Below are 25,565 nucleotides of genomic sequence, written 5' to 3' on the forward strand. Positions count from 1 at the left end.
GCAACGGGTCGGTGAACGGCCACCCAAGCTTGGACCAGACCCGTTACCGTCTCGTTATCCCGCCTGGCAGGTTGACGCCGTCGCGAGGTGTCTAGCCCTGGCCGCCCAGGTGCGTGGTGAACGAGAACCGGTCACCCCGGTAGAGCGTGCGCACCCGCTCCAGGGGGCGGCCCGCGGTGTCCCGTGACAGCCGGTGGATCAGCAGCATGGGCAGAGCGGGCGGCGTCCCGATGAGCAGGGCCTCGCGCGGGGTGGCGAGGACCGTCTCGATGCGTTCGTCGGCGTCGCCGAAGACGATGCCGAGCCGGTCGCGCAGGTAGGCGTAGAAGGAGGAGTCCGGCTCGAAGTCGCGGTCCAGGCGCGGCACCCGCGCCACGGACACGTATGTGCTCTCCAGGCCGGCCCGTTCGTCGTCGGCGAGCAGGACGCGTTCCATGTGCCAGACGGGCTCGCCCGCCTCGGCGTCGATCTCGGCGGCGAGCGCGGCCGGGCACGGGAAGCGGTCGAGGGAGATGAGGTGCCGGCCGGGCGTGCGCCCCTGCCTGCGTACGCCTTCGGTGTAACTCGCCAGGGAGAGCGGCTGCTCCAGCTTCGGTCCCGCGACGACGGTGCCACGCCCCTGCCTGCGCAGCCGCCCCTCCAGGAGGAGTTCGCGCAGCGCCTGCCGCACGGTCTCGCGCGCCACCTCGTACCGCTCGGCGAGATCCCGCTCGGTGGGCAGGGCCTGCCCGACCCCCAACTCGTCCGTGAGCGCGGCGATGCGGGCCTTCACGGCGTAGTACTTCGGGATGCGCCCGTGCTCGGGGATACCGGAGCGGACGGGGGCGCCGGGGGCCTGGCCGAGCAGGTGGGCGGGGGGCTGGGCGGGGTTCGGGGTGTCCACCGGGGGATGTTCCCAGACGTACGTGAACCGGGAGGTGAGCGGTGGGCCGGTGCGCAGGGCGTTGGGCGGGGCGGGCGGCTCAGCGGCCGGTCGCGCGGAGGCGGCGGTAGCGGGCCAGCAGGGCGGCGCCGCCGAGGAGGAGGGCGCCGGCGGCGGCCCCGACGCCGAGCAGGGTGGCGGGGCCGGTCTGCGCGAGCTGCTCGATCGTTTCGGGCGGCGCGGTGGACGGCTCGCGGGAGCCGGGGGTGTCGGAGGCGGCGGCATCGGGGGCGTCCGCCGCGACGGTGAACCCATAGTCATTGGAGTCGCCCACCCAGTCGCCGTCGTTCTCCCGGCGCTGCACCAGCGCGGCCGACGCCACGACGCGGTTCGGCAGGGCGTCGGAGGTGAAGGCGAGGCGGACCCTGACGGTGAGGGTCCGGGCGGGGCCGACGGTGAAGCCGGGGAAGCCGTCGTCGAGGACGCCGACGTTCTCGTCCTGGTCGGTCCTCTCGAACGGCACGGCCCGCCAGCGCGTCCCGTCGTGGAACTCCAGCCGGATCTGCTCCGGCAGCAGCGGCTGCCGCTGGCCGACGAGGACCAGGATGGGGTGGACCCCGACGCAGGGCTCGTCCGTGGCGTTGGTGAGGTCGATCGCCCACTCATGCCGGTCGCCGCCGGGCCGGTAGGCGGCGGGGCCCTCGTGGATGCGGGTGTCGAGGGGGAAGTCGACACGGTCGGCCGGGGCACAGCTGGGCGGCGGCCCGGCGGCGTGTGGCTGCCGCCGCACCTGCGGGACGGCACCGGGTTCCTCCGCGGCGGCGGGCGCGGCGACCACGGTGGACGCGAGGGCGGTGGCGAGGGCGGTGGCGGCGGTGGCGGCGACGCCGAAGGGAGGGGAACTACGGAATCGCATGACGGACCTTTGCCGGGACGGGAGCGGGCCTTGCCGGGGGCGGACGGACCTTGCCGGGGTGGGGGGGGGAGTGGGCTTGGCCGGTGCCGGGGGGAGCGGGCTTTGCAGAGGCGGGTGGGAACGGACCTTGTCGGGACGGGCGGGCTTGACCATGCCGGGCGGGCTTGACCTTGCTCGGACGGGCGGGCTTGACCTTGCCGCACAGGCTCGACCTTGCTGGGACGAGCGGGCTTGACCGTGCCGCACAGGCTCGACCTTGCTGGGACGAGCGGGCTTGACCGTGCCGCACAGGCTCGACCTTGCCGGACGGGCGGAAACGGACCGTGCCGGGCGGGCACAGCCCTTGCCCCCCCCGTGATCCGTACGCCAGAGAAGCGGCAGGCCGGGCCCCCGAGCCGTTGGCCGGGCGGCTTCCGTGCGCCCGGGGGTGGTGGGCGGCGGCGGAGAACGGTGGCCGGGGTCGCCGGTCACGGCCGCGACCCTCCCACGCCCTCACGGCCGTCCCGCGGCGCCACCCCCCGGTAGGCCCGATCGGACGGTCCAGAACCCCACGATCAGTTGAGATCTCGCCCGGCGTGCTGGGCCGAAGGCGCCGCGTCCGCGCGGCCGAACAGGGGTGCGAGGACCAGCTGGGCGGCGCCCTCCGCGACGGCGCGCTCCCCTCCCGGGGCGAGGGTGACCGGCACCTCCGCCTCCCCGCCACCGCGCCGGACGCGCTCGGCGACGACGGCGCCCACACCCCGTACGAACAGCCCATCCGCGGCGAACACCGTCCGCCCGCCCAGCAGGACGCGGTCGACGTCGAGCAGCCCGACCAGGTTCCCGGCGGCCGTCCCGAGCACCCGCGCGGCCTCCTCCAGGTCGCCTCGGGCGACGGCGGCCAGGCACAGCGCCTCGACGCACCCGCGGTCCCCGCACCCGCACAGCGGCCCGTCCAGCCGCAGCACCTGATGCCCGAACTCCCCCGCTCCGGTACGGGCGCCGCGGTGCAGCGCGCCGCCGAGCACGAGCCCCGCGCCGAGCCCGGTGCCCAGATGCAGATACGCGAAGGAACCGGAGGCGTCCTCACCGGCGAGGGCGAGGCCGAGAGCGGCGGCGTTGGTGTCCTTGTCCACGACCACCGGCAGCCCGAGCCGCCCCGCCAGCGCGTCCCGCAGCGGAAACCCGTCCCACTCCGGAAACCCGGTCACGCGCCGCAGCACGCCCGCCGCGTGGTCCAGCGGCCCGGGCAGCGCGACACCGACACCCCCGGGTCCCGGCACCGGGCCCGCCACCCCGTCCCCGACAAGCCCCCGCACCTCCCCGGCCGCCGCCTCCACGACCGCCTCCGCCCCCGCGCCGAAGTCCAGCGGGGCACGGCGCTCGGCGACCACCGCGCCGGTCAGGTCGACGAGGACCGCCCGCAGTTCGTCGCGGTCCAGGTGGAGGCCGACCGCGTGGCCCGCCTCGGGGACCAGGCGCAGAACCGTGCGGGGCTTGCCGCCCGTCGAGGCGCGGCGGCCCGCCTCCGCCGCAAGGCCCTCGGCCCGCAACCGCGCGGTGATCTTGCTGACGGCCTGCGGGGTGAGCCCGGTGCGCTCGGCCAGCTCCAGGCGGCTGATGCCCGCCGCGCCCGCCCCGCGCAGCAGGTCAAGTACGAGCGCGGCGTTGTGGCCGCGCAGCGCCGGCAGGTTCACTCCGGAGTTCGCCCAGTTCACGTACGACTTCACAGGGCCATTGTCCTGCTCGCTTGCACTTTGGCAACACCGTTGCTTAAGTGGAAGGCATGACTGGCACAGGCTCCTCAGGCTCCCCCCTCCGCGTCGGCCTCGTCGGGTACGGCCTCGCGGGTTCCGTCTTCCACGCCCCGCTGATCGCCGCCACCGAAGGCCTCGTCCTCGACACGGTCGTGACGTCGAACCCCGAGCGGCAGGCACAGGCCCGCGCCGAGTTCGGCGACGACCTGCGCTGCGCGGCCTCGGCCGACGAGCTGTGGACGCGGGCGGACGAGCTGGACCTGGTCGTCGTCGCGTCCCCGAACAAGACGCACGTATCGCTCGCGACGGCCGCCCTCAAGGCGGGCCTGCCGGTCGTCGTCGACAAGCCGATCGCGGGCACGGCCGCCGAGGCACGCGAGCTGGCCGCCCTCGCCGACGAGCGCGGCCTGCTCCTGTCCGTCTTCCAGAACCGCCGCTGGGACAACGACTTCCGCACCCTGCGGCAGCTTCTCGCGGACGGCGAGCTGGGTGACGTATGGCGCTTCGAGTCCCGTTTCGAGCGGTGGCGGCCGCAGCCCAAGGGCGGCTGGCGCGAGTCCGGGGACCCGCAGGAGATCGGCGGTCTCCTCTACGACCTCGGCAGCCACGTCGTCGACCAGGCCCTGGTCCTCTTCGGCCCGGCCACGAGCGTCTACGCCGAGTCGGACGTGCGCCGCCCGGGCGCGGAGGCCGACGACGACACGTTCATCGCGATCACCCACACGAACGGCGTCCGCTCGCACCTGTACGTGAGCGCCACCACCGCCCAGCTCGGCCCCCGCTTCCGGGCCCTCGGCTCGAAGGCGGGGTACGTGAAGTACGGCCTCGACCCGCAGGAAGCCGCCCTGCGCGAGGGCAGGCGCCCCACCACGCAGGACCCCTGGGGCGTGGAGCCCGAGACGATGTGGGGCCGGATCGGCTCCGGCGAGTCCCCGCCGACCGGCGGCGGCCGCCCCGTGCCGACGCTGCCCGGCGACTACCCCGCGTACTACGCGGCGATCGCCGACGCCCTGCGCGGCACCGGCGAGAACCCCGTCACCGCGCTCCAGGCCGCCGCGGCCCTGGACGTCCTGGAGGCGGCCCGCCGCTCGGCCCGCGACGGTGTGACGGTGACGCTGTGACCGCCGCGCCGCCCTCCGTGGAGGAGTTGGAGGCGCAGGAGCGCCGCCTGGTCCTGCCCCGCTTCACGTACGACGACGCGTGGGCGCTCGGCTCGCTCCTGGTGGAGCTGGCCCGCGAGCGCCGTGCCCCGGTGGCGATCGACATCACGCGCGGCGGCCAGCAGCTGTTCCACGCGGCGCTGCCGGGCTCGACCCCGGACAACGACGCCTGGATCGACCGCAAGCGCCGCGTCGTCGAACGCTATGGCTGCTCGTCGTACCTGGTCGGCGCCCGGTTCCGCGCCAAGGGCACGACCTTCGAGGACTCCTCCCGCCTGGACCCCGACACGTACGCGGCGCACGGCGGCGCGTTCCCGCTCGCGGTCGAGGGCGCCGGGGTCATCGGCGCGGTGGTGGTGTCGGGGCTGCCGCAGGTGGAGGACCACGCGCTGGTGGTGGCGGCGCTGGAGCGGTTCATCGCCGCCTGAGCCACCCTCGGCCCAGCAAAAAGCCAGCCCCGCACGGAACCGGGAAGTCACCGGGTTCTCGTGCGGGGCCGCTCACAGCGCGTGCGCGGTCAGACGCGGTTCAGGGTGTACGTACCCGTACCGTCCTGCCTGCCGCTGGAGTACTGGCGTACGGACTCCCCGTCCGCGTACCGGTCGTGGCCCATCATGGAGCCGGTGTACTTGTTCTGCACACCGATCTGCGAGCTCCCGGGCACATCACGGTAGATGTAGAACCGCTGGAGGTCGTCCTCCGTGCAGGGGGACGCCATCATCAGGGGCGCCTGGTCGGCGCCCGCGCTCTGCACGGGGATGGTGGCGCACGCCTGGTTGCCCAAGTTCCACAGGGTCGCCTCCATGACCCCGTCGCGCTCCGTCACGTTGCACAGGCGCCACTGGTCCAGGTTGCCGCTGAAGATCGTCGAGGGCCGCAGGCGGACACTGTCGGCCCTGAGGTGCGGCGCGCCCCAGGAGAGGGGTTTGCCGGGGACGGTGATCCTGTAGAGCTCGGCCCCGCAGCTGAGGTCGGCCTTCGCGATGGGCGCGCCGGCCTTCGCGCCGGGCCCGCCGGCCTTGGGCTCTCCGGCGACCTTGGGCTGTCCGGCGACCTTGGGCTGTCCGGCGGCCGTGGGCTGTCCGGCGGCCTTGCCGCCGGTGGCGGCCTGGCGCTGCGCGAGGCGGTCCCGCTTCTGCTGCGCCGTGGGCGGCACCGCACCCGCCGGGCGCTCGGCCTTGGCGGCGGGCGAGCCGCAGTCGAGGAGGCCCTGCGCCTTGGCCATGATGCTGTTCGCGGGCACGCTGTCCTGGCAGCGCACCGCGCCTTCCTCCACGGTGGTGAAGGTGGTGAAGTTGCCGCCGCCGGGGCCCTCGATCCACTGCAACGCCCAGCCGCCGCCGCTCTGTTGGACGCGGTTGCAGTTCAGGCTCGCGTACGTACCGGTGACCTTCTTGGTGCCCTTGTAGACGCCGTAGTAGCCGGGCTGGTTGAAGTTCCACGTGACCGCGTTCGACTCGGTGCTCGTGGAGGAGGCGTCGACCTTCACGCTCAGGCCCAGGGTCGCGCCGGCGGCGGTGAGGGTCTGGACGGGGAAGCTGCCCTCGAAACCGCCGGTGACGCCGACGGAGACCGAGATGACCGTCTGGGTGCTGGTGGTGACGACCTGGTTGCCGGTGGTGCCCTCGGTGACGAACCAGCCCTTGAAGTGGGTGATCGTCGGGGAGACTTCGGTGGACTTGATGTACGGCTTGCGGGTGCCGAGGTCGGCCGCCGTACAGGTGTCGCCGGGCTTGGCCGTCGTCGTGGCGGCAGCCGGTGGGGCGGTGGGTGCCGCGGCGGCCGGTGAGGCGGCGAGGCTCATGGCGGTGACCGCCAGGGTGGCCGCCGTGGCGGTCACCGCCGTGAATGATCTGCCGAAGCGGCTTACGGGCCCTATGGAGCGCAGCATTGCCGGTTTCCCCCTGGTCGCCTGGTCCTGTGTGTGTCCGGTCCTGTGTGTGCGGTCGGGGGTGAATGTAGTGGCCACAGGGGGTGGTGGCGTAAGCCCCGAACTGGCCACAAGGGATCACGGAGGGGCTTGTTCCGCCCCTGCGGCGGCCATCAGGGCTGGTGGGGGGAGTGGGCGGGGCGGCTTGCCCGTGGGGCCGACTTGCACCCGGGCGCCGCCTACGCGTCCTTCAGCTCCTGCCGCTGCCGCCCCAGCCCCTCGATCTCCAGCTCCACCACGTCCCCGGCCCGCAGATACGGCTTCGGCTCGGGCTGCCCCATGGCGACGCCCGCCGGCGTACCCGTGTTGATGACGTCTCCGGGGTAGAGCGTCATGAACTGGCTTACGTAGCGCACGACTTCTGCCACGGGGAAGATCTGCTCGGCGGTCGTGCCGTCCTGCTTCAGCTCGCCGTTGACCCAGAGTTTCAGGGAGAGCGCCTGCGGGTCGGGGACTTCGTCGGCGGTGACCAGCCAGGGGCCCAGCGGGTTGAACGTCTCGCAGTTCTTGCCCTTGTCCCAGGTGCCGCCCCGCTCGATCTGGAACTCCCGCTCGGACACGTCGTGCGCCACCGCGTACCCCGCGACGTGCGCGAGCGCCTGCTCGTGCGATTCCAGATAGCGCGCCGTACGTCCGATGACCACGGCCAGCTCGACCTCCCAGTCGGTCTTCACCGAGCCGCGCGGCACCAGCACGGTGTCCTCCGGGCCGATCACCGTGTCCGCCGCCTTGAAGAAGACGACGGGCTCGGCGGGCGGCTCGGCACCCGTCTCGCGGGCGTGGTCGTGGTAGTTCAGCCCGATGCACACGACCTTGCCGATGCGCCCGACCGGCGGCCCGACGCGCAGCCCCTCCGCCGCCAGCGGCGGCAGCACCCCGGCGCCCGCGGCGGCCCGTATCCGGTCGAGGGTGCCCGCGTCGGAGAGCAGCGTCCCGTCGATGTCCGTGACGAGCCCCGACAGGTCCCGCAGGGTGCCATCGGCGTCGAGCAGCGCGGGGCGCTCCGCCCCGGCCGTACCGACTCGCAGCAGCTTCATGGTCGAACTCCATTCCTTCGGTAGCCCGGCCGATGGATGCGGCCATCGGAGGTCAGGGGTTGGTCGATCGTCCAAGGTCGGCGTCCGCTCCGCAAGACCCCGTTCACGTACTGGACCCTTACCGGGCGGTAGCAAGGAGGCAGCGAGGAGCCAGCGAATAGGCGGTAATAGGGCGTTCCCCGTCACCCGGCCGCGGCCGCCAGCGGGGCGCCGCCCGGCATGTCCCGGTACAGCACCGCCCGCTCGACCGCGCTCCAGGTCGTGGTGGTCACCACGTACAGCGCGGCGGCGAGCGGCACCACGGCCACCGTGAACAGAGTCATGAACGACATCAGCGGCATCACCTTCGTCATGGCGGCCATGCCCGGCACCTGCGGGTCACCGGCCGACGGCTGCGGGGCGGCCACCATCTGCCGCTTGGTGCGTACGTAGGTGAAGGTGGCGACCGCCGCGACGACGGCGAACAGCGCCAGGTAGACCAGACCCGGCGCCCCGAAGACCCCGCCGTCGGCCAGCGCGTCGGTCCACCGGCCGCCCAGGGGCGCGGCGAGGAGCGTGTGGCCGAGCAGTCCGTTCGTCCCGCCACCGATGCCGGAGCCGGAGAAGAGGTGGTAGAGCAGGAAGAACGCGGGGAGCTGGAAGAGGCTCGGCAGGCACCCGGAGAGCGGTGAGACCTGCTCCTTGCGGTGCAGTTCGAGGACCGCCTTCTGCAGCTTCTCGGGGTTCTTGGCGTGCTTCTTGCGCAACTCCGCGATCTGCGGCGACAGCTTGGCGCGCGCTTTCTGGCCGCGGGCGGAGGCGCGCGAGAGGGGGTGGACGAGGAGGCGTACGCAGGCGGTGAAGAGCACGATCGCGGCGGCGGTGGCCGAGCCGTGGAAGAGGGGGTCGAGCAGGTCGGCGAGGTTCTCGACCAGTCCGGCGAACGCGGACATGAAGGCGGAGAACGAATCGGACAGGAAGTCGAACATGGCGGAGCCCTCCGAGGGTCTCGTCGTGCCGGGAGTGGAGGCGACGGCGGACAGCCGTGGCGTCGGCATGACGACCCGCGAGGGGCGGTGGTGCGGTGCGATCCCCTACGCGGCGGCCGTCAGGAGGGGACGGCCGGGCGCTCGGGGGCGCCTGCGGCCCCGGGCGTCGGGGTCGCGCTGGGGCAGGAAGGCGGTGCGCCGTTCCCGGTCGCGGATGGCCGTACGCACGCGGGTGCGGGGCACGGCGGGCGCGCAGCGCGCGGCGATCACGGAGCAGACGGCGAGGGCGGAGCCCGCGGCGGCGGTCGCGGCGAGCGCGACGGCGGCGGTCAGGCTGCCGGTGTCGACGAGGACGACCTCGACGAGCAGGAACAGGAGGAGCAGGGCCGGACGGGCGGCGACCTGCCAACTGCGCATGAGCTCTCGCACCAGTGGTCCCCCCTCTCCGCAGCCTGCTGCTCGTACCCATTGCCCCACGGACAGACAGCTCTGCCACAACAGACAGTCCCGTTATGACAGACAGTCCAGTTGTGACAGGCGGTCCATGTGACAGACAGTCCCGTTATACAGGATCGGTCTCGATCGGCTGAAGGAGGCGTCGAGGTCTGGCCAGGGCCCGGCTGACCGGGTCCGCGGGTTCCCGATCGAGTCCGGGGCCCGGCAGCATCTCCACGTCCTCGACCGGTACGAGGATGCCGCAGGCCGGGCAGTCGCCGACGACGCCCAGTTCCGTGCCGCACGCGCCATGGCGGAAGATCCGCAGGGGCTTGCCCTCGGTGAAGTTGTCACGGCCCCAGGCACCGAGCGCGCACAGGGTCCACCACAGCTGCCGGCCGCGCTCCGTCACGACGTACTCATGGCGCGAGGGAGTGTCCGCGCAGGGCCGCTTCTCCAGGACCCCGGCCGCGACGAGCGTCTGCAGCCGCCCCGCCAGCACGGCGCGCGGGATGCCGAGGTGCACGAGGAAGTCGTTGTAGCGCCGCACTCCATAGAGCGCGTCGCGGACGACGAGCAGGGTCCAGCGCTCCCCGATGACCTCCAGCGCGCGGGCCATCGAGCACTGCTGGGAGACGTAGTCCTTGCCGAGAGCCATGCGTCCACCCTAATCGAATCGAGGACAGCAGGTTCAATGAATGAACTTGCCCTGCTACGGTGATCCGCACCCTACGAGTTCATTCACTGAACCTGACTGTCGGACCATGGAGGCGCCCAGCCATGCCCCGCTCCGCCGTACCGGACGATCCCACCGCCCCGTCCCAGCCGACCTTGAGCCGGCCCACTCCGGCCCCGGGCGCGGCCCCTCGCACGGCCCACCACGCGGCCGCGAGAACGCCCCGCCCCGGCGCGACCCTCGCCGTCACGAGCGCCGCCACCTCCGTGGCCCTGATGACCTACACCGCGCCCGCGGTGATCCTCCCGGACACGGCGGCCTCCCTCGGCACCTCGCTCACCGACCAGGCCTGGCTGCTCAACGGCACCCCGCTCGGGCTCGCCGCGTTCCTCCTGGCCGCCGGCAGCGTCGCCGACGACCACGGCAGGCGGCGGGTGTTCCTGTGGGGCACGGCCGGGCTCGGCGTCACCACGACGCTGGGCGCGCTCGCGCAGACCACGCTGCTGTTCACCCTGGCCCGCATCGCCCAGGGCGCGGCGAGCGCGGCCATCCTCGCGACCAGCCTGGGCCTGCTCGTCCACGCGTTCCCCGCGGGGCACGGCCGCGTCAGGGCGACCGGCATCTGGGGGGCGTGCGTCAGCGGCGGCATCGCCGTGGGCCCGCTCCTCGCGGGCGCCATCGCCGCGGCCCACTGGCGTTGGGCGTACGTCGTGATGGGCGCCCTCTCACTGCTGGTGGCCGCGTTCGCGCCGCGCGCCCTGACGGAGTCCCGTACCCCGCGTGGCGGCCGGACCGACCTGGCCGGTGCGCTCCTGCTCGGCCTCGCGGCGACCGCGCTGGTGGCCGCGCTCACCGTGGGCCGCGACGGCTGGCTGCGCGCCCCGGTGGGGGCGCTGCTGCTGGCCGCCGTGCTGCTCACCGCCGCGTTCGCCGCCGTGGAGCGCCGCGCGACGGCGCCGGTCCTCGACCTCGGTCTGCTGCGCCGCCCGCTCTTCCTCGCGTCGTCCGTCGGCGCGCTGTTCACCGGCTTCTCCGTGATCGCGCTGTTCAGCTACCTGCCGGCGCTGCTCCAGCACACGATCGGCATGTCCGCGATGGGCGCAGCGTGGCTGATCTTCCTGTGGTCCGGGGCCTCGTTCGCCGTGGCGCTCCAGGCGAGGCGACTCGGCGGCCGGATCTCCGCGCGCCATCAGCTCGCCCTCGGCTTCGCGCTGCACGCCGTGGCCGTCCTGACGATGCTGGGCGCGGCCGCGTCCGGCTCCTGGCTCCGCCTCCTGCCAGGCCTCGTGATCTCCGGCGCGGGCAGCGGCCTCCTCAACGCGGCGCTCCCCCTGCTGGCCGTCGAATCCGTGCCCGCCGACCGCGCGGCGATGGGGTCGGGGGCCGGCAATACGGCGCGGTACATCGGTTCGGCGGCGGGCGTCGCCCTGATGATCGCGGTCTCCACGGCCTCGGGGGACCTCGCGCATGGAGCGGACGTGGCGATGGTGGTGTCGGCGGGGCTCGGGGTGCTGGCGGCGGCGGGGGTCCTGCTGCTGCGGGAGCGGCGGGGCTGAAACCGCTACCGGGGTCCTACCGGGGCCGCATGGACCGCAGGGTCCCCCACACGACGAGGCGGTACTTGGAGGTGTACTCGGGGGTGCAGGTGGTGAGCGTGATGTAGTACCCCGGCGCGCGGTACCCGTACCCCTCCCGCACCTCACTGCGCGGCACGTCCCGGATGACGCCCCCGTCGCGGGCGGAGGTCCGCGCCAGCCGCTTGTCGACGACGTACGTGTATACGGCACCGCGGGTCTCGACCCGCAGCTCGTCCCCTCTCCGCAGCCGGTTGATGTACCGGAAGGGTTCGCCGTGCGTGTTGCGATGCCCGGCGAGGGCGAAGTTCCCGGCCTGGCCGGGCCGGGCGGTGCGGGGGTAGTGCCCGGCGTACCCCTGATCGAGGACACCGCCCTTGCTGACGCCTTCGGCGACGGGGACGCGGACGCCGATCTCGGGGATGCGGAGGATGGCGTAGGCCTGGTCCCAGCGGGGAGCGGGATCGCCGGTACGTACGGAGGCCTCGCCGGAGGACCCGCCGCCCGGGGAGGAAGAGGCTTCCGAGGGCGGCGAGGACGACGAGGACCGCTCAGGAACCGAAACCCGCGGCGAAGCGGAAGGGGACGAGGAAGAGGACGACGACGACTCCCCCCACTCCTCCTCAAGGGCCAGGACCGTGCGCTCGGCGGCGGCGCGGGCCTGCCGGTTGGTCCACCACAGCTGATGGACGACGAACAGCAGGAGTACGAGCCCCAGCGTGACGGCGACCTCGGCCATGCCCCACAGCACGCGCACCCCGAGGGCCCGCCGGCCGCGCCGCCCCTGCTGCACCACCGGAACCGGAACCCGCTCCCGCACGACGCCTCCCTCACATCCCCGCGGCGGACGGCCGCCCGGAGGATAGGCGCTGCCTCCCCAACAATCCATGGCCGTCCCCGGCCAACCGATCCCAGACGCCGGACGGGCCCTCCTGCACGGGACCCGCTCGGCAGTACGGTGTCCCGTATGCGCCCCGAGAAGCCTGCCGCCGCTGCCGATCACGTCGACGCCGACCACATCGCCGAAGCCGCGCGCCTGGAACGCACGGCCGGCCTGTACCCGGAGGACGCCGAACACCTGCTCCTCCAGGCCGCCGCCCACCTCGAACTGGCCGGCGCCCGCGACCGCGCGACGGCCCTCTACGACCGCCTGCTGTCCGCGGACGCCGAGCGGCCCCCGGCCGCCCCCCTCCTGATCCGCGCCCTGAAGGCCTCGAACCTCTGGGAGTACGGCCACGAGGCGGAGGCGAGGGCGATCATCGAGGGCGTACGCACGGCGGCACCCCGGGACCCGGCGCCCTGGGTGATCGTCGCGGAGTCCCTCGAATCCCACGACGAACTGGAACAGGCCCACGCCACGTTCACGGAGGCGGCGACCCTGCTCGTCCCTGCGGGGACCCAGAACCCCCCGCACGCGACGCACCCGATCCTCTTCGGCCGCCACCGCGTACGCCGCATGCTGGGCGCCGACCACGACGCGTGGGACGCCCTGGCGGACCGCGTCTCCACGTCCCCCGTCCCGTTGGACGAACTGCACGACCCGAAGCGGACCTGGTCCCTCGGCTCGGAGAACCCGGCGGAACTCCGCGCGGAGATCACCCGCCTCCAGGCGGAACTGGGCTCCTACCGCCAGGCGTTGTCCCGCCCCTTCCCGGTGGCGATCCTGCACTGGCCGGAACCGGAACTGACGGAACTCCTGACGGCGTACCCGCCCCTCACCGCCGAATACCCCTCCCACGAGGAGCACTTGGCGACCATAGAGTCCTCCTTGCGCGAACTCTCCGCCTCCGGCACCCCGAACCTCGGCATCGTCACCGGCACGGTCCCGTCCTACGAGGCCTTCGCAGCCTCAGAATCCACCTCCCCCGCCAACCCGACCCTGCTCCCCCAGTACGCGACGACACTGGCTGCCCGGGGGCGGGCGGTGCCTTGGCCGCCGGAGGGGGCGGAGGGGTGTTGGTGTGGGTCGGATACGGCCTACAGGGCCTGCCACGGCGCGGGGTAGTTCACTACACAGCCCACAACTCGAAAGTGAATCGTGGAAGATTACCTCTTTGCTCCTGACGCCGCGGCGGCCACTGAGATCGCGGCATCAGCCTCCCGCGACGAGCCTGACATCGCCATCCGGGATGTGCTTGAGTGGTTCAGGAAACAACCCAACCTTGAGGATCGGTTCGGCTACGTCATCCGCCAGTCCATTGACGAAGTTCTCGACGGGCAACGCACTGGCCGATACAATATAGATGAACTCGAAAAAACCGAGAAGACATACCTCGGAACAAAAGTCGAAATCGTGACTCGCACAGAGTTCAATTTGGGTCACGGTGCACGGATGGATTATCTGGTCGCGGGTCATGAGCTCGACTCCAAGTTCACCATCGGCGGGAACTGGACCATTCCGCATGAGGCGAACGGGCACATATGCCTCCTAGTCAAGGCAAATGATCACAGGTCCAGTTTTCAAGTGGGCTTGCTTCGCATACGCGACGAATACCTGAATCTTGGAAGAAATAGAGACGGGAAGCGAACCCCTTCAGCCGCAGGCAGAGCAGCAATTGAATGGATTATCCCCTCCGGCAGAATCCCAGAAAATACTTTGCTCGCCCTCCCCGATTCGGAACGGCAGGCCATCTTTCACGCCTCAGCGGGGTATCGCGGTAGCGGCAATGGTGGTCAGCTGCGCACTAACGAGCTGTTTCGCCGCGTCCAGGAACGTCCAGTGAACCGGAACACGGTTCTGACAGTGGCCAGTCAGGACGACGGCCCAAAGCGGGTACGGGATGCGCGGAAGCATTTGCGTCCCGAGGGCATTTTGATCCTCGGCCATCAGAACCAGCATCCACACATTGCGCGTGATCTTGACCTCCCCGTTCCCGGGAAGGGTTCCTGGGTGTCCGTCCGGGTCACTCCAGCCGACAACACGGGATCTGCGAGAAAGACCACCCGGATCCGCGGACGCGATTACATGATCTGGCGTGAGGGCGACCCTGCCCCTGCAGCACCTCCGGCCTACTGATGGGGCCAGCGCGATGAAGGAAGAAGACACGACGCCGAGTCAACCGACATGGACGCCGCCCCCTGGATCCTGGGCGTCTTCAGCCGCCAGACGCCGCAACATGCAGGCCATCCGCAGCCGTGACACCAAGCCTGAACGGTTGATCCGCAGCCTCCTCCATGCGCAGGGGCTCCGCTACCGGGTAGCAGCAAAGCCGCTGCCCGGGCTTCGCCGGACGGCAGACATTGTCTTCCGCCCGGCGAAGCTGGCGGTGTTTGTAGATGGCTGCTATTGGCACGGATGCCCGGAACACTACGTCTCACCGAAAACCAATTCGGGCTACTGGTCGGACAAGGTTGCCCGCAACATGGCTCGCGATCGCGACACAGAGGCGCAGCTCAGGGAGGCAGGATGGACCGTACTCCGGTTCTGGGAGCATGAGCCTCCCGAAGACTGCGCCGTCAAGATCGCGGCGACAGCGATACATCTACGGGCAGCCAGACGCGAGGATCATAATTAACTCTCTTTCGCCTTCCGCGCAGCCTCAAACGCTGCGTAGATCTGCTCACCGACGGCCTGCGCGACTGGGGGCGGGAATGCATTGCCCACCTGTCGGTACGCCGCAGTCTTACGCCCCGAAAACCGCCAGATTGCGGGGAAGCCTTGGATCAGAGCGGCTTGAGTCACGGTGAGCTTGGGCCCTGCGGCGGCGAAAAGGTCTCGTTCCGCATCCTTCATCTCGTGCGGTTCATTGGCGACGCCCAGTCCGCACACGCCGAGGTCTGCCCAGGCCCGCTTAGCCCGTGTCGGGCCGAGGTCTGCACCTCCGTGCTTCTTCGATCCGCCGACCACCGTTGGCGCCACGCCTTCGAGGGCCTTCTCGTACCACTTCTTGAACGCGTTCTCTGCCCTAGGGTCGTCAGCAACCGCGTCGTAGCGGGCCCGCATCGAATCGTGCAGCGCCTCGCCGACAGTGACCTCTTCGTGCCCTTCCGGCTTTGCATGCTGGAACCACCGGGCATACTCGGGCTTCATCGCCACGAGAATGGCACGAGGGCGCAGTTGAGGGACCCCATACCTCTTTGCTTCGAGCACCTCCCAGTAGCACTCCTCGTAGCCCATTGACTCCAGCTGCTTGATGATCTCTTGCCGGTACTCGGCGAACTTGGGATCCAGCAGGCCGCGTACGTTCTCGATCATTACGGCCCTGGGGTCCAGCTCATCGACGAGCTCAAGCATCCGCGGGAAGAGGTCGCGCTCGTCATCGCGGCCGAGTTGCTTGCCTGCCGCAGAGAAGGGAGGGCAGGGCACGCCACCCGCTAGAAGGTCAAGCTCCCCTGGGGCCAGACCCAGGCTAGCCGAGTCAAACTCTCTGAGATCCGCTTCGATGACCGTGCAACCCGCCCACTCCGGATGTGCACTGGTGTTGACCCTGAGAGTCTCACAGGCGTCTCTGTCGATCTCGATCAAGGCAGCATGCTTGAAGCCCGCATTATGCAGACCGACGGCCTGCCCTCCGGCCCCGGCGCAGACCTCTACCGAGGTGTACTTGAGCTCATTCACGCGGGGCATGACCCCCTCCTTACCGATGCGCAGCGGCGGGCACTCTGCGCGCACCACCATCACAGAGGGTGACAGAACCCACTGACAACGAGACCTACCTAAGTGTGCAGCACGCGACACAGTTCGTTGAACGCACCCTCCGTCACTGCGAACACTTATACGATATTGGGCATGCGGACTCCTGCGTGGACTGAAGATGAGCTCGTGCTTGCCGGTGCGCTCGTGGTGAAGAACGGCTGGCACGAGCTGCGGACGGGAGACCCTGAGGTTCAGGAACTGTCGGAGCTGCTCCGTTCGCTGCCCCTGCATCCCGCAGAGGCCCAGGCCCTCCCTGGCTTCAGGTCTCCGGACAGTGTCAGCAGAAAGACCACTGACTTCGCCTCTAACCACCCCGGCTATAGCGGCAAGGGGACCCGGTGCGGTGAGCCCACGCGGCTGATGATCAGAGCCTTCATGGATCGCGAGCAAGAGATGCTCGCAGCCGCCGACGCGATCGAGGAAGGCATCGGCTCGGGGCAACTGCAGCTCATTCCACCCCAGCCGGACGAAGTCGACGAGGTCGGCTTCACCGCCGTCGAAGGCCGACTGCTGGTCCGTCGGGCGCTCGCGCGCGAGCGGGACCCGAAGCTTCGCCGACTGAAGATCAAGCAAGCTCGGCAAGGCGGCCGACCGCTGCGCTGTGAGGTCTGCGCCTTTGATTTCGCTCGCGCCTACGGACCGCTTGGAGAGGGTTACATCGAGGTGCACCACGTCACTCCCCTTCACGCTTCGGGGGTGCGGCCTACCAAGCTCGACGACCTTGCCTGCCTGTGCGCCAACTGCCACCGCATGTGCCACAAGACCCGGCCCGGTGAATCCTGGCGCACACCGGCCGCGCTGCGGGCGCTGATGCGTGCCTCTTCTCCGGATGGTGCTCATGCCGCATCAGCCCCGGCTTCGTAGCGCGCCTGCGCCTGGTCGAGCGTCTCGACCGGATCGAGTCCCTGCAGCGCAAGCCAGTACAGCAGGTCAGCGATCACGCCTGTGGCCGACGCCGCTAGCGCTGCGCGAGCCGACGGACCTTGCGGGCTCGCCCCGGCCAGGCGCTGATACGCCTCCATCACCGTCGCCGCACGGTGGGATCGCGGACACCGTCGCACGGGTGCCAGCGGAAGTTCACACCACACGACTTTGCCGGCAGCCGTCAGCCGGGTGCCCCAATCCAGGCTCATAGCGGCGAGGAGATGCAGCCCGCGTCCGCACTCTGCATCACACCCGCCGGAACCGACGATGGGCGTGAGGCTGCTCTCGTCATGCAGTTCCAGTCGGAGCCGGTCCACTCTCACCTCCATGACAAGGACCGCGGCCGTCCCGTGCCCTACATGCTGGATGGTGTTCGTCGCCAGTTCGGTCACTGCCAGCTCGGCCTCTTCGGCGGCAACACCAGCGCCCCATCGGCCGAGTGCACCTCGGACGGCCCTTCTCAGGTACCTGATCTCTTCCGGCTCGGCGCAGAACGGAAGCACGCAGCGCTCACCCGGCACAGCTTCGTCGTAGACAGCCATGACATCTCTCCCTCCGAGGCCACCCATTCACGCACTCACCGCAAATGGAGAGTGACTATGCGTAGCGACCCAGGAACACGAGTATGGCACTGAGAATTCTCGCTGTGTAACTTCTCATGCGACTCGATCGGGTGAATCCCGAGGGTTCGGCGCGCCTGCTGCGTAGCCTCGTTGCGGCCAGCGGGCAAAGAGCTCGCGGCACCAGGGAGGCATCCGACGTGTCCGCAAGGCCCACTACCCGCCGACGCCAGCTCGGCGCAACCTTGCGCAAGCTCCGGGCCCGCAAAGGCTTGACGCTGGAAGAAGCCGGTCTCCGCGTCGGTGTCTCGAAGGCAACGGTCAGCCGGTACGAGACGCGCGAAGGGCCCGTCAAGTGGCTGATCGTGGAGGCGCTTTGCCGCGCCTACGATGCCGCCGAGGCCGAGCGAAAGGCGCTTGTCTCACTGGCCAAGGACGCCAAGCAGCAAGGGTGGTGGAGATCTTTTTCGGACTCCATCCCGGAGAGCATGAACCTCTTGCTGACTTTGGAGGACGAGGCCTCACGCGAAGAACATTTCTCCTGCGTCTATGTGCCAGGGCTGCTTCAGACGCGCAGCTACACCGCCGCAGTGCAGCAAGCGAACGAGATGGAGCGGACTCCCGAGGACATCGAGCGACTCGTCGACATCCGCATGAAACGTCAAGAGATCCTCAGAAGCCCGGACCCGTTGCGGCTCTGGGCCATCCTCGACGAATCCGTCGTCCGACGCGTCGTCGGGTCGCCCGCCGTGATGCGAGAGCAACTGGAGCATCTGCTGCGGGCCAACGAATCCCCGCACATCACCCTGCAGGTACTCCCCTTCTCCCGGGGTGCTCATGCCGCCGCGCTCGGCAGCTTTGTCATCTTCTGCGGCCGTGAACCGTCTCTGGACGTCGTATACGTCGACCTGCACGTCGGCTCAGTGTTCATGGAGAAGGAAGAGGAACTGGACAGATACCGGCTTGCGTTCGATTATCTCCGCGCACAGGCACTGGATATGGCCGCCTCATCGGCCCTGATCGAGCGAGTTCACGAGGAGATGGCATGAGCACATGCCGCACTGCCGCCCACGACCCTGTCTGGTTCAAGTCGTCGTACAGCGGTGGCAATGAAACCGAGTGCGTCGAGGTGGCCCTCGCCGATGACGACGTGCTCATACGTGACTCCAAGCGACCCGGCGGCGCGCTCGTCGCCGTGCGGTCGGAGGCGTGGGACGGCTTTCTCGCGGGCGTGCACCGGGCGACGCTCGGTTAGCGTCCCCGCCTCTCCCTTGTCCTCGCTCGCAGCGGGCATAAGGTCGATGTCCGGCATTGACGACACCGGCGGCCGACCACGAGCCGCAAGGAGGGGAAGACCCTTGCCCTACGCCCCCCAAACCCCCCAAGACCGCACGTTCCTCGACCACGCCATCGCCAACTCCCGGCGTGCGTTGGAAGACGGTGGCAAGAAACCCTTCGGGGCCGTTCTCGTCGTGGGTGGGGAAGTCGTGGGGGACGGCACCAACGCCGTCGTCGAGTTGAATGATCCGACCGCGCACGCCGAGGTCATGGCCCTGCGGGATGCCGGGCGGCGGCTCGGGCGGTACTCCTTCGCTGATGGCGTGCTGTACGCGAGCAGCGAGCCGTGCCCCATGTGTCTCGTCGCCTGTTACTGGGCCGGGATTCCGCGGGTCGTCTATGGCGCCACCACCCGTGACGCCGCCCTCAACGGGCACGAGGACCTCCAGTTCTATCGCGACGTCGCGTTGCCCAACGCCGAGCGGCGGCTGGTGGACGAGGTGGCCGTGGGCGGTGCGCCGCGCTCGGCCGCCGTGGACGTTCTCACCGCGTGGGCGGCCGCGCAGCCCGGTCCCGTGGAGCCCAAGCTCTGACACCTCCCCCCAACACCTCCCGCCCAACACCACACCTCCCGCGTCGGCTTCCCGACGCCGCGCGTTAGCCTCGGGGCAAGGGAGAAAGACATCAGGGACGTACCAGTGAAAGGCGGGGCAATCATGGCGAGGATTCCGGGAGCGGTCGTGGCGGCGGGCGGGCTCGTCGGCGGGTACGGCGTCGCTCGGTTCACCAAGAAGCGGCCCCTCAGTGGGGTGGTCCTCGCCGCCGCCGGGAGCGTCGCCGCGCGGCAGTGGCGCGAGGCCGCCGGGGCGAAGACCGCCGCCGCGCTCAGCGCCGCGTACGTCGCCGGGTTCGCCGGATCGCATCCGCTCGCCAAGAAGGTCGGCGCCTGGCCGTCCGTCCTCGGGGTCGCCGGCGCCGTCGGCGTCGCCTCGTATCTGCTGGCCGACCGCCACCGCTGAACGAGCCGGGCGGCGGCTACGTACGTGAGCCCCTGAACGTCGCCCGGTACACCCCCGGCGACACCCCCACCCCGGCCGCGAAGTGCTGTCTCAGGGACGCGGCCGTGCCGAAGCCCGTCTCCGTGGCGATGCGGTCGACCGTGTGGTCCGTGGTCTCCAGGAGTTCGCGTGCCCGGTCCAGCCTGCGCTGCGTCAGCCACCGCATCGGCGTCAGGCCCGTCTCCTCGCGGAAGCGGCGGCTGAACGTGCGTACGCTCATCGACTCGACCCCCGCAAGCTCTGCCAGCGTCAGGGGTTCGGTCAGATGTGCCAGGGCCCAGGCGCGGGCGCCCGCCGTCGACGCCAGCCGCGGTTCCGCCAGCGGGCGTCGGATGTACTGGGTCTGGCCGCCCTCCCGGTGGGGCGGTACGACGGTGCGGCGGGCCACCTCCGCCGCGACCGCCGCGCCGTGCTCGGAGCGGATCAGGTGCAGGCACAGGTCGATGCCCGCCGCCTCGCCCGCCGAGGTGAGCACCTCGCCCTCGTCGACGTAGAGGACATCCGCGTCCACCTTCACCGCGGGGAACGTCCGGGCGAAGCGGTCCGACGACAGCCAGTGCGTCGTCGCCCTGCGGCCGTCCAGGAGGCCCGCCGCCGCCAGGACGAACGCGCCCGTGCAGATCGACGCCACCCGGCGGCCCTCCCGCGGGCTCAGCGCCGACACCAACTCGGGGGACAGGCCGCCCGGTTCCAGCTCCTCGTCGTACACGTGTGACGCCGGGACGATCACCGTGTCCGCCGCCGCCACCGCCTCCAGGCCGTGCTCCGCGTAGATCGGGAAATCCGCGTCCGTACGAATCCTGCCGGGCCGCGGGGCGCAGGTGCGGACGTCGTACAGGAGGTCGCCCGACGGGGCGCGTGCCGTGCCGAGCAGTTGGTGGACCAGGCCCAGTTCCATGGGGAGTACGCCGTCTCTGATCAGGACCGCGACCGTCGACCTCGTCACCCCGGCCTCCCCCGTCACCACCGCTCCCTCATCACCACCGCGCGGCTGCCCTCACGCTTTCACCGACGACAGCGGCTCCGCGATGTCCTCCAGCGACCGCCGCTCCGCCTTGACCGCGAACACCGCCGCCACCAGCCCCGCCGCGCACATCAGGCCCGCGCCGATCTGGAAGGCGAGCACCGTGTCGCCGACGACGCCCGACTCGGTCAGCTTGGCGAAGATCAGCGGGCCGCTGATGCCGCCGGCCGCCGTGCCGATCGCGTAGAAGAAGGCGATGGCCATGGCGCGGGTCTCCATCGGGAAGATCTCGGAGACGGTCAGGTACGCGCTGCTCGCGCCCGCCGAGGCGAAGAACAGGACCACGCACCAGCACGCCGTGAGCGTCGCCGCGCTCAGCGAACCCCGGTCGAAGAGCCAGGCCGTGACGAAGAGCAGGACGCCGGAGACGATGTACGTCGACGAGATCATGATCCGGCGGCCCACCGTGTCGAACAGTTTGCCGAGGAAGAGCGGGCCCAGGAAGTTGCCCGCGGCGATGACGGCGAAGTAGTAGCCGGTGCTGCCCGAGGGGACGTCGTAGAACTTGGTCAGGATCGCGCCGAAGCCGAACGTGATCGCGTTGTACAGGAACGCCTGGCCGACGAAGAGGGAGAGGCCGAGCGTCGCGCGCTTGGGGTAGTCGCGGAAGACGGTCTTCGCGATGAGGCCGAAGCCGATGCTCTTGCGCTGGTGGATGGTGATCTCACGGTCGGGCGGCGGCAGCGGTGCGCCCTTCTCCCGCTCGATCTCGCGTTCGACGGACGAGACCAGGGCCTCGGCCTCCTCGCTCCGGCCGTGGATGAACTGCCAGCGCGGGCTCTCCGGGACGTGGCGGCGTACGAGGAGGATCACCAGGCCGAGGACGACGCCCATGGCGAAGGTGAGCCGCCAGCCGAGGTCCTTCGGGAAGATGTCGGTGTTGAGCATGACGACGGAGAGCAGCGAGCCGCCGATCGCGCCGAGCCAGTAGCTGCCGTTGATGATGAGGTCGACGCGGCCGCGGTACTTGGACGGGATCAGTTCGTCGATCGCCGAGTTGATGGCCGCGTACTCGCCGCCGATGCCGAAGCCGGTCAGGAACCGGAAGAGGAAGAACCACCAGGCGTCGAAGGAGAGCGCGGTGAGGGCGGTGGCGCCGAGGTACACCGCGAGGGTCACCATGAACAGCTTCTTGCGGCCGAACTTGTCGGTGAGGCGGCCGAAGAACAGCGCCCCGGCGCAGGCGCCCGCCACATACAGGGCCGCCGCGATGCCGGTGACCTGGGCGGAGCTGATCGCCAGGCCGCTGCCCTCCTCGGAGAGGCGGCCGGCGATGTTGCCGACGGTGGTGACCTCCAGGCCGTCCAGGATCCAGACCGTGCCGAGGCCGATGACGATCATCCAGTGCCAGCGGGACCAGGGCAGGCGGTCCAGGCGGGCCGGCACGGCCGTGGTGACGGTGGCCTCGGAGCCCGGGCCGGAGCCCTGGCCGAGGCCGCGCTCCGGTTCGGGAGGCGGCGGCGGTGCGGCAGGCGTGGACGACGCGGTCATGGCGGGCGGCTCCTTCCGCTGTTCCCACGTCGCCGTACTGCCGCGCGCCTGCCGGGCACACTGGCCCCGCTGGCCCCGCTGCGAGACCTGCTGATCCCGCTGCGGGTCCTGCTGGCCCCGCTTCGGGTCCTGCGGGCCCCGCTACGGGCCCCGCTGGCCCCGCTACGGGCCCCGCTGCTGGTCGCGCCGCGCGGGCGACGGCTCCCTCGGCACTGAGCGAGCTACTCCAGAGTGCCCGGAAAACGCTTCCTCACGCGCGCCGGGCCCGCCGGTCGATCACCGGTCCGATCACCAGTCGAACACCGGTCGATCACCGGCGGCCCGCCCCGCTCACCCCACGAACAACCGCGACACCGCATAGATCGCGAGCCCCGCCAACGCGCCGACCACCGTGCCGTTGATCCGGATGAACTGCAGGTCACGCCCGATGTGCGCCTCGATCTTCTTCGAGGTGTGCTCCGCGTCCCAGCCCGCCACGGTGTCCGTGATCAGCGAGGTGATCTCGTCGCGGTAGGTCGTGACGACGTACACCGCCGCGCCCTCGACCCAGCCGTCCACCTTCTGCTGGAGCCGGCCGTCCTGCGCCATCCGGGCGCCGAGCGACAGCAGCGAGGCCCGCACCCGCATCCGCAGCTCGCTGCGCTCGTCCTCGGCGGCGGCCACGATCATCGAGCGTACGGCCGACCAGGCGGAGGCGATGAGGTCCTGCACCTCGCCGCGGCCGAGCACCTCCCGCTTCAGGCGCTCCACGCGCTCCCGCGTGTCCGAGTCGGACTGGAGGTCGGCGGCGAAGTCGGCGAGGAAGCGGTCGACGGCCCCGCGCGCGGGATGCTCGGGCATGTCCCGCATCTCGGTGACGAAGCGCAGCAGTTCCTTGTAGACACGGTCGCCGACCTTCTTGTCGACGAACCGCGGGGTCCAGCCGGGTGCCCCGCCCTGCACCGCGTCCATCACCGAGTCGGCGTGCTCCACCAGCCAGTCGTGGGCGCGTACGCAGACCAGGTCGACGACCCTGCGGTGGCCGCCGTCGGCGACGATCTTCTCCAGCATCTTCCCCATGCCGGGGGCGATCTCCTGGGCGTCGGCGCGGCGCGTGATGGCCTCGCCGACGACGGCCTGCACGTCGGAGTCGCGCAGGACCGTCAGCGCCCCCCTGAGCGCCGTGGCCAGTTCGGCCGTCACCCGGTCGGCGTGCGCCGGCTGGGCCAGCCAGGTGCCGAGGCGTCCGCCGATGCCCACGGCGTGCAGGCGGCCCCGTACGACGTCGGCGGAGAGGAAGTTCTCCCCCACGAAGTCGCCGAGGGAGGCGCCCAGCTGGTCCTTCTTGTTCGGGATGATCGCCGTGTGCGGGATGGGCAGGCCGAGCGGGTGCCGGAAGAGCGCCGTCACCGCGAACCAGTCGGCGAGCGCGCCGACCATGCCGGCCTCGGCGGCCGCCGCGACGTACCCCGCCCAGGCGCCGGCTCCGGAGTGCTGTGCCCATTTCGCCAATACGTAGACGAGCGCGACGAGGACGAGCAGTCCCGTCGCCGTGATCTTCATCCGGCGCACTCCGCGCCGCTTCTCCTCGTCGGCGGGGCTGTACGTGAACCCGCCGGGGGTCACCGGGGCCGCCGGGGCCGCCGGGCGTGCTCCGAACAGCCCGCCTTCACCCGACGTACGCCCCTCGTCCGGTTCATGCCCCTTCTCCGTATTTGCGCTCTGCACTCACTCCACCTGGCCCGTTCGCCTCGTCCGCGGTCTCGTCCGGGATTTCGTCCCCTCCGCATGGTCCCGCCTCATGTGTTCTCCGTCCCTTCCTCCCTACTCCTGGAACGAACGACAAGTTCCCGGCGTCTCTTTGGATGGAGGGGGGCACTGTCGGCCGCCTCACGGACCATGCCGCATCATGGGATGATCACACCGGAGCCTCGGGGCTCCCCCTGCCCGAGGAGACAGAGCCCGCATGACCAAGCGACACGGTTATGCCCTTCTCGCCGCGGTCATCGCGGTCATAGTGGTGATTTCCGCCGCCATATACGTCGGCGTCGCCGGCACCGACGACGGTTCGCAGGACACCATCAGCGCGGGTCCGCAGGGCCCCCGCAACTCCGCCGCACCCGCCTCCTCCGGCACCTGGGTCGGCTCCTGGTCCGCCTCCCCCGCGGGGTACGAACCGGGCACGGACCGCAAGGGCTTCGCGGGCCGCTCGATCCGCAACGTCGTGCACACCAGCGTCGGCGGCGACAGCGCCCGCATCACCCTGTCGAACCTCTACGGAACGACGCCGCTGAGCATCACCCACGCCTCCATCGCGCTGGCCTCCGCGTCGAACGACCCCGCGGCGGCCCCCGGCACGCTGCGCCGCCTCACGTTCAACGGCAACACCTCGGTGGTGATCCCGCCGGGCGCCCAGGTGATGAGCGACGGCGCCCGGCTGCGGGTGCCGCACGACAGCGACCTGCTGGTCACGACGTACTCGCCGACGCCCTCGGGCCCGGTGACCTACCACCCGCACGCCCGCCAGATCAGCTTCGTCGCCGAGGGCGACCGCACCGAGGACGCGGCGGGCGACGCCTACACCGAGCAGAGCCCCTACTGGCGCTACCTCTCCGCGGTGGACGTGCTGAGCACCGAGACCGACGGCACCGTCGTCGTCTTCGGGGACTCCATCACCGACGGCATCACCTCCACGATGGGCGCCAACCGCCGCTGGACCGACGTCCTCGCCGACCGCCTGCGCACCGAGTCGGACGCGCCCCGCTACGGCGTGGCCAACCAGGGCATCAGCGGCAACCGCGTCCTGTCCGACGGCAACGGCCGGCCCGCCGTCAACCCGTCCGGCCTCTCCCGCTTCGACCGTGACGTGCTGGACCGCACGGGCGTCAAGGCCGTCGTCATCGCCCTCGGCGTCAACGACATCCTGCGCAACCCGCACCAGAACGACCCGGACCGCATCGTCGAGGGCCTGCGCGAGCTGACCCGGCAGGCGCATACGCGCGGCCTGCGCGTCGTCGGCGCGACGCTGATGCCGTTCGGCGGCCACCGCGGTTACGAGCCCGCGCTCGAAGCGGTGCGCCAGTCGGTGAACGAGCAGATCCGCTCGGGCCGGGTCTTCGACGAGTTCGTCGACTTCGACCGCGCCCTGCGCGACCCGTACGACCCGCGCACGCTGCGCGAGCAGTACGACTCGGGCGACCACCTGCACCCGTCGGACGCGGGTTACCGCAAGATGGCGGAGACGTTCAACCTCTCGCACCTCAAGGGCTCGGCGGCGGCACAGCTCTGACGGCCCTTCGGCCGCCGCCCGGCGCCCCGCCG

Annotated in this window: 26 protein-coding genes; 12 read left to right on the forward strand and 14 right to left on the reverse strand. The window is 70.8% G+C overall.

Annotated elements, in window-relative coordinates; all coding sequences use genetic code 11:
- Window positions 1–91: 91 nt before the first annotated feature.
- The 3 genes from J2N69_RS13045 to J2N69_RS13055 form a co-directional block, all read right to left on the reverse strand.
- Window positions 92–883, reverse strand: a complete 792-nt coding sequence (locus J2N69_RS13045) for a GntR family transcriptional regulator (RefSeq protein ID WP_230900902.1) — start codon at window positions 881–883, stop codon at window positions 92–94.
- Between the two features lie 79 nt (window positions 884–962).
- A complete protein-coding gene (locus tag J2N69_RS13050) occupies window positions 963–1,778 on the reverse strand; it encodes an LPXTG cell wall anchor domain-containing protein (protein ID WP_230900903.1) in 816 nt (271 codons plus the stop codon).
- Window positions 1,779–2,332: 554 nt separating this feature from the next.
- A complete protein-coding gene (locus tag J2N69_RS13055) occupies window positions 2,333–3,487 on the reverse strand; it encodes an ROK family transcriptional regulator (RefSeq protein ID WP_230900904.1) in 1,155 nt (384 codons plus the stop codon).
- 56 nt (window positions 3,488–3,543) lie between these two features.
- On the opposite strand from J2N69_RS13055, the gene J2N69_RS13060 reads away from it, so the two are divergent.
- Window positions 3,544–4,635, forward strand: a complete 1,092-nt coding sequence (locus J2N69_RS13060; protein ID WP_230900905.1) for a Gfo/Idh/MocA family protein — start codon at window positions 3,544–3,546, stop codon at window positions 4,633–4,635.
- The gene (locus tag J2N69_RS13065; RefSeq protein ID WP_230900906.1) at window positions 4,632–5,102 is read left to right on the forward strand and encodes a heme-degrading domain-containing protein; all 471 of its coding nucleotides are present in this window, start codon (window positions 4,632–4,634) and stop codon (window positions 5,100–5,102) included. The genes J2N69_RS13060 and J2N69_RS13065 overlap by 4 nt, the downstream gene beginning before the upstream one ends.
- Window positions 5,103–5,191: 89 nt before the next feature.
- On the opposite strand, the gene J2N69_RS13070 is transcribed toward J2N69_RS13065, so the two are convergent.
- The 5 genes from J2N69_RS13070 to J2N69_RS13090 form a co-directional block, all read right to left on the reverse strand.
- Window positions 5,192–6,565 (reverse strand): hypothetical protein, encoded by a 1,374-nt coding sequence (locus tag J2N69_RS13070; protein WP_230900907.1) that lies wholly within the window; start codon window positions 6,563–6,565, stop codon window positions 5,192–5,194.
- A gap of 218 nt (window positions 6,566–6,783) precedes the next feature.
- Entirely contained in the window at window positions 6,784–7,641 is an 858-nt protein-coding gene (locus J2N69_RS13075; RefSeq protein ID WP_230900908.1) for a fumarylacetoacetate hydrolase family protein, read from the reverse strand.
- A 182-nt stretch (window positions 7,642–7,823) separates the two neighbouring features.
- Window positions 7,824–8,573: a YidC/Oxa1 family membrane protein insertase gene (locus J2N69_RS13080; RefSeq protein ID WP_230904706.1), complete on the reverse strand. Its 750-nt coding sequence runs from the start codon at window positions 8,571–8,573 to the stop codon at window positions 7,824–7,826.
- 141 nt (window positions 8,574–8,714) lie between these two features.
- Window positions 8,715–9,026, reverse strand: coding sequence for a DUF6412 domain-containing protein (locus tag J2N69_RS13085; RefSeq protein ID WP_230904707.1), 312 nt, complete (start codon window positions 9,024–9,026; stop codon window positions 8,715–8,717).
- A gap of 145 nt (window positions 9,027–9,171) precedes the next feature.
- The gene (locus J2N69_RS13090; RefSeq protein WP_230900909.1) at window positions 9,172–9,702 is read right to left on the reverse strand and encodes a winged helix-turn-helix transcriptional regulator; all 531 of its coding nucleotides are present in this window, start codon (window positions 9,700–9,702) and stop codon (window positions 9,172–9,174) included.
- Between the two features lie 122 nt (window positions 9,703–9,824).
- Between J2N69_RS13090 and J2N69_RS13095 the strand changes: the two genes are divergently transcribed.
- Window positions 9,825–11,276, forward strand: coding sequence for an MFS transporter (locus J2N69_RS13095; RefSeq protein ID WP_269075606.1), 1,452 nt, complete (start codon window positions 9,825–9,827; stop codon window positions 11,274–11,276).
- 16 nt (window positions 11,277–11,292) lie between these two features.
- Here J2N69_RS13095 and J2N69_RS13100 read toward each other — a convergent pair whose 3' ends face one another.
- The gene (locus J2N69_RS13100) at window positions 11,293–12,114 is read right to left on the reverse strand and encodes a class E sortase (RefSeq protein WP_408056722.1); all 822 of its coding nucleotides are present in this window, start codon (window positions 12,112–12,114) and stop codon (window positions 11,293–11,295) included.
- A 147-nt stretch (window positions 12,115–12,261) separates the two neighbouring features.
- On the opposite strand from J2N69_RS13100, the gene J2N69_RS13105 reads away from it, so the two are divergent.
- The 3 genes from J2N69_RS13105 to J2N69_RS13115 are packed head-to-tail and all read left to right on the forward strand — an operon-like array spanning window position 12,262 to window position 14,809.
- Window positions 12,262–13,299 carry a tetratricopeptide repeat protein gene (locus J2N69_RS13105; protein WP_230900910.1) on the forward strand — a complete coding sequence of 346 codons (1,038 nt, stop codon included), beginning with the start codon at window positions 12,262–12,264 and terminating at the stop codon, window positions 13,297–13,299.
- 33 nt (window positions 13,300–13,332) lie between these two features.
- Window positions 13,333–14,310, forward strand: a complete 978-nt coding sequence (locus tag J2N69_RS13110; protein ID WP_230900911.1) for a NaeI family type II restriction endonuclease — start codon at window positions 13,333–13,335, stop codon at window positions 14,308–14,310.
- 13 nt (window positions 14,311–14,323) lie between these two features.
- On the forward strand, window positions 14,324–14,809 hold the full coding sequence (locus J2N69_RS13115; protein ID WP_269075607.1) for a very short patch repair endonuclease: 486 nt from the start codon (window positions 14,324–14,326) through the stop codon (window positions 14,807–14,809).
- Here the strand turns inward: J2N69_RS13115 and J2N69_RS13120 are convergent.
- Window positions 14,806–15,861: a DNA cytosine methyltransferase gene (locus J2N69_RS13120; RefSeq protein WP_230900912.1), complete on the reverse strand. Its 1,056-nt coding sequence runs from the start codon at window positions 15,859–15,861 to the stop codon at window positions 14,806–14,808. The two genes, J2N69_RS13115 and J2N69_RS13120, sit on opposite strands and share 4 nt — an antisense overlap.
- Before the next feature lie 162 nt (window positions 15,862–16,023).
- Here J2N69_RS13120 and J2N69_RS13125 point away from each other — a divergent pair, with 162 nt between their 5' ends.
- Complete coding sequence (locus J2N69_RS13125) at window positions 16,024–16,794, forward strand: HNH endonuclease (RefSeq protein ID WP_230900913.1); 771 nt, start codon at window positions 16,024–16,026, stop codon at window positions 16,792–16,794.
- On the opposite strand, the gene J2N69_RS13130 is transcribed toward J2N69_RS13125, so the two are convergent.
- Window positions 16,767–17,396 carry an ATP-binding protein gene (locus J2N69_RS13130; RefSeq protein WP_230900914.1) on the reverse strand — a complete coding sequence of 210 codons (630 nt, stop codon included), beginning with the start codon at window positions 17,394–17,396 and terminating at the stop codon, window positions 16,767–16,769. The genes J2N69_RS13125 and J2N69_RS13130 overlap by 28 nt on opposite strands.
- A gap of 218 nt (window positions 17,397–17,614) precedes the next feature.
- Between J2N69_RS13130 and J2N69_RS13135 the strand changes: the two genes are divergently transcribed.
- From J2N69_RS13135 to J2N69_RS13150, 4 genes are all read left to right on the forward strand, one after another.
- A complete protein-coding gene (locus tag J2N69_RS13135) occupies window positions 17,615–18,463 on the forward strand; it encodes a helix-turn-helix domain-containing protein (RefSeq protein WP_230900915.1) in 849 nt (282 codons plus the stop codon).
- A complete protein-coding gene (locus J2N69_RS13140) occupies window positions 18,460–18,669 on the forward strand; it encodes a DUF397 domain-containing protein (RefSeq protein ID WP_230900916.1) in 210 nt (69 codons plus the stop codon). The genes J2N69_RS13135 and J2N69_RS13140 overlap by 4 nt, the downstream gene beginning before the upstream one ends.
- Window positions 18,670–18,772: 103 nt before the next feature.
- Window positions 18,773–19,285, forward strand: a complete 513-nt coding sequence (locus tag J2N69_RS13145; protein ID WP_230900917.1) for a nucleoside deaminase — start codon at window positions 18,773–18,775, stop codon at window positions 19,283–19,285.
- Window positions 19,286–19,408: 123 nt separating this feature from the next.
- Window positions 19,409–19,711, forward strand: coding sequence for a hypothetical protein (locus J2N69_RS13150; RefSeq protein ID WP_230900918.1), 303 nt, complete (start codon window positions 19,409–19,411; stop codon window positions 19,709–19,711).
- Between the two features lie 16 nt (window positions 19,712–19,727).
- On the opposite strand, the gene J2N69_RS13155 is transcribed toward J2N69_RS13150, so the two are convergent.
- The 3 genes from J2N69_RS13155 to J2N69_RS13165 form a co-directional block, all read right to left on the reverse strand.
- The gene (locus J2N69_RS13155) at window positions 19,728–20,696 is read right to left on the reverse strand and encodes a GlxA family transcriptional regulator (RefSeq protein WP_269075608.1); all 969 of its coding nucleotides are present in this window, start codon (window positions 20,694–20,696) and stop codon (window positions 19,728–19,730) included.
- Window positions 20,697–20,747: 51 nt separating this feature from the next.
- A complete protein-coding gene (locus J2N69_RS13160) occupies window positions 20,748–22,265 on the reverse strand; it encodes an MFS transporter (protein WP_230900919.1) in 1,518 nt (505 codons plus the stop codon).
- Window positions 22,266–22,595: 330 nt separating this feature from the next.
- Complete coding sequence (locus J2N69_RS13165; RefSeq protein ID WP_230904712.1) at window positions 22,596–23,906, reverse strand: DUF445 domain-containing protein; 1,311 nt, start codon at window positions 23,904–23,906, stop codon at window positions 22,596–22,598.
- A 304-nt stretch (window positions 23,907–24,210) separates the two neighbouring features.
- On the opposite strand from J2N69_RS13165, the gene J2N69_RS13170 reads away from it, so the two are divergent.
- Window positions 24,211–25,533 (forward strand): SGNH/GDSL hydrolase family protein, encoded by a 1,323-nt coding sequence (locus J2N69_RS13170; RefSeq protein ID WP_230900920.1) that lies wholly within the window; start codon window positions 24,211–24,213, stop codon window positions 25,531–25,533.
- Window positions 25,534–25,565: the final 32 nt, after the last annotated feature.

The organism is Streptomyces huasconensis, assembly GCF_021028635.1.
GTDB classification, from domain to species: domain Bacteria; phylum Actinomycetota; class Actinomycetes; order Streptomycetales; family Streptomycetaceae; genus Streptomyces; species Streptomyces huasconensis.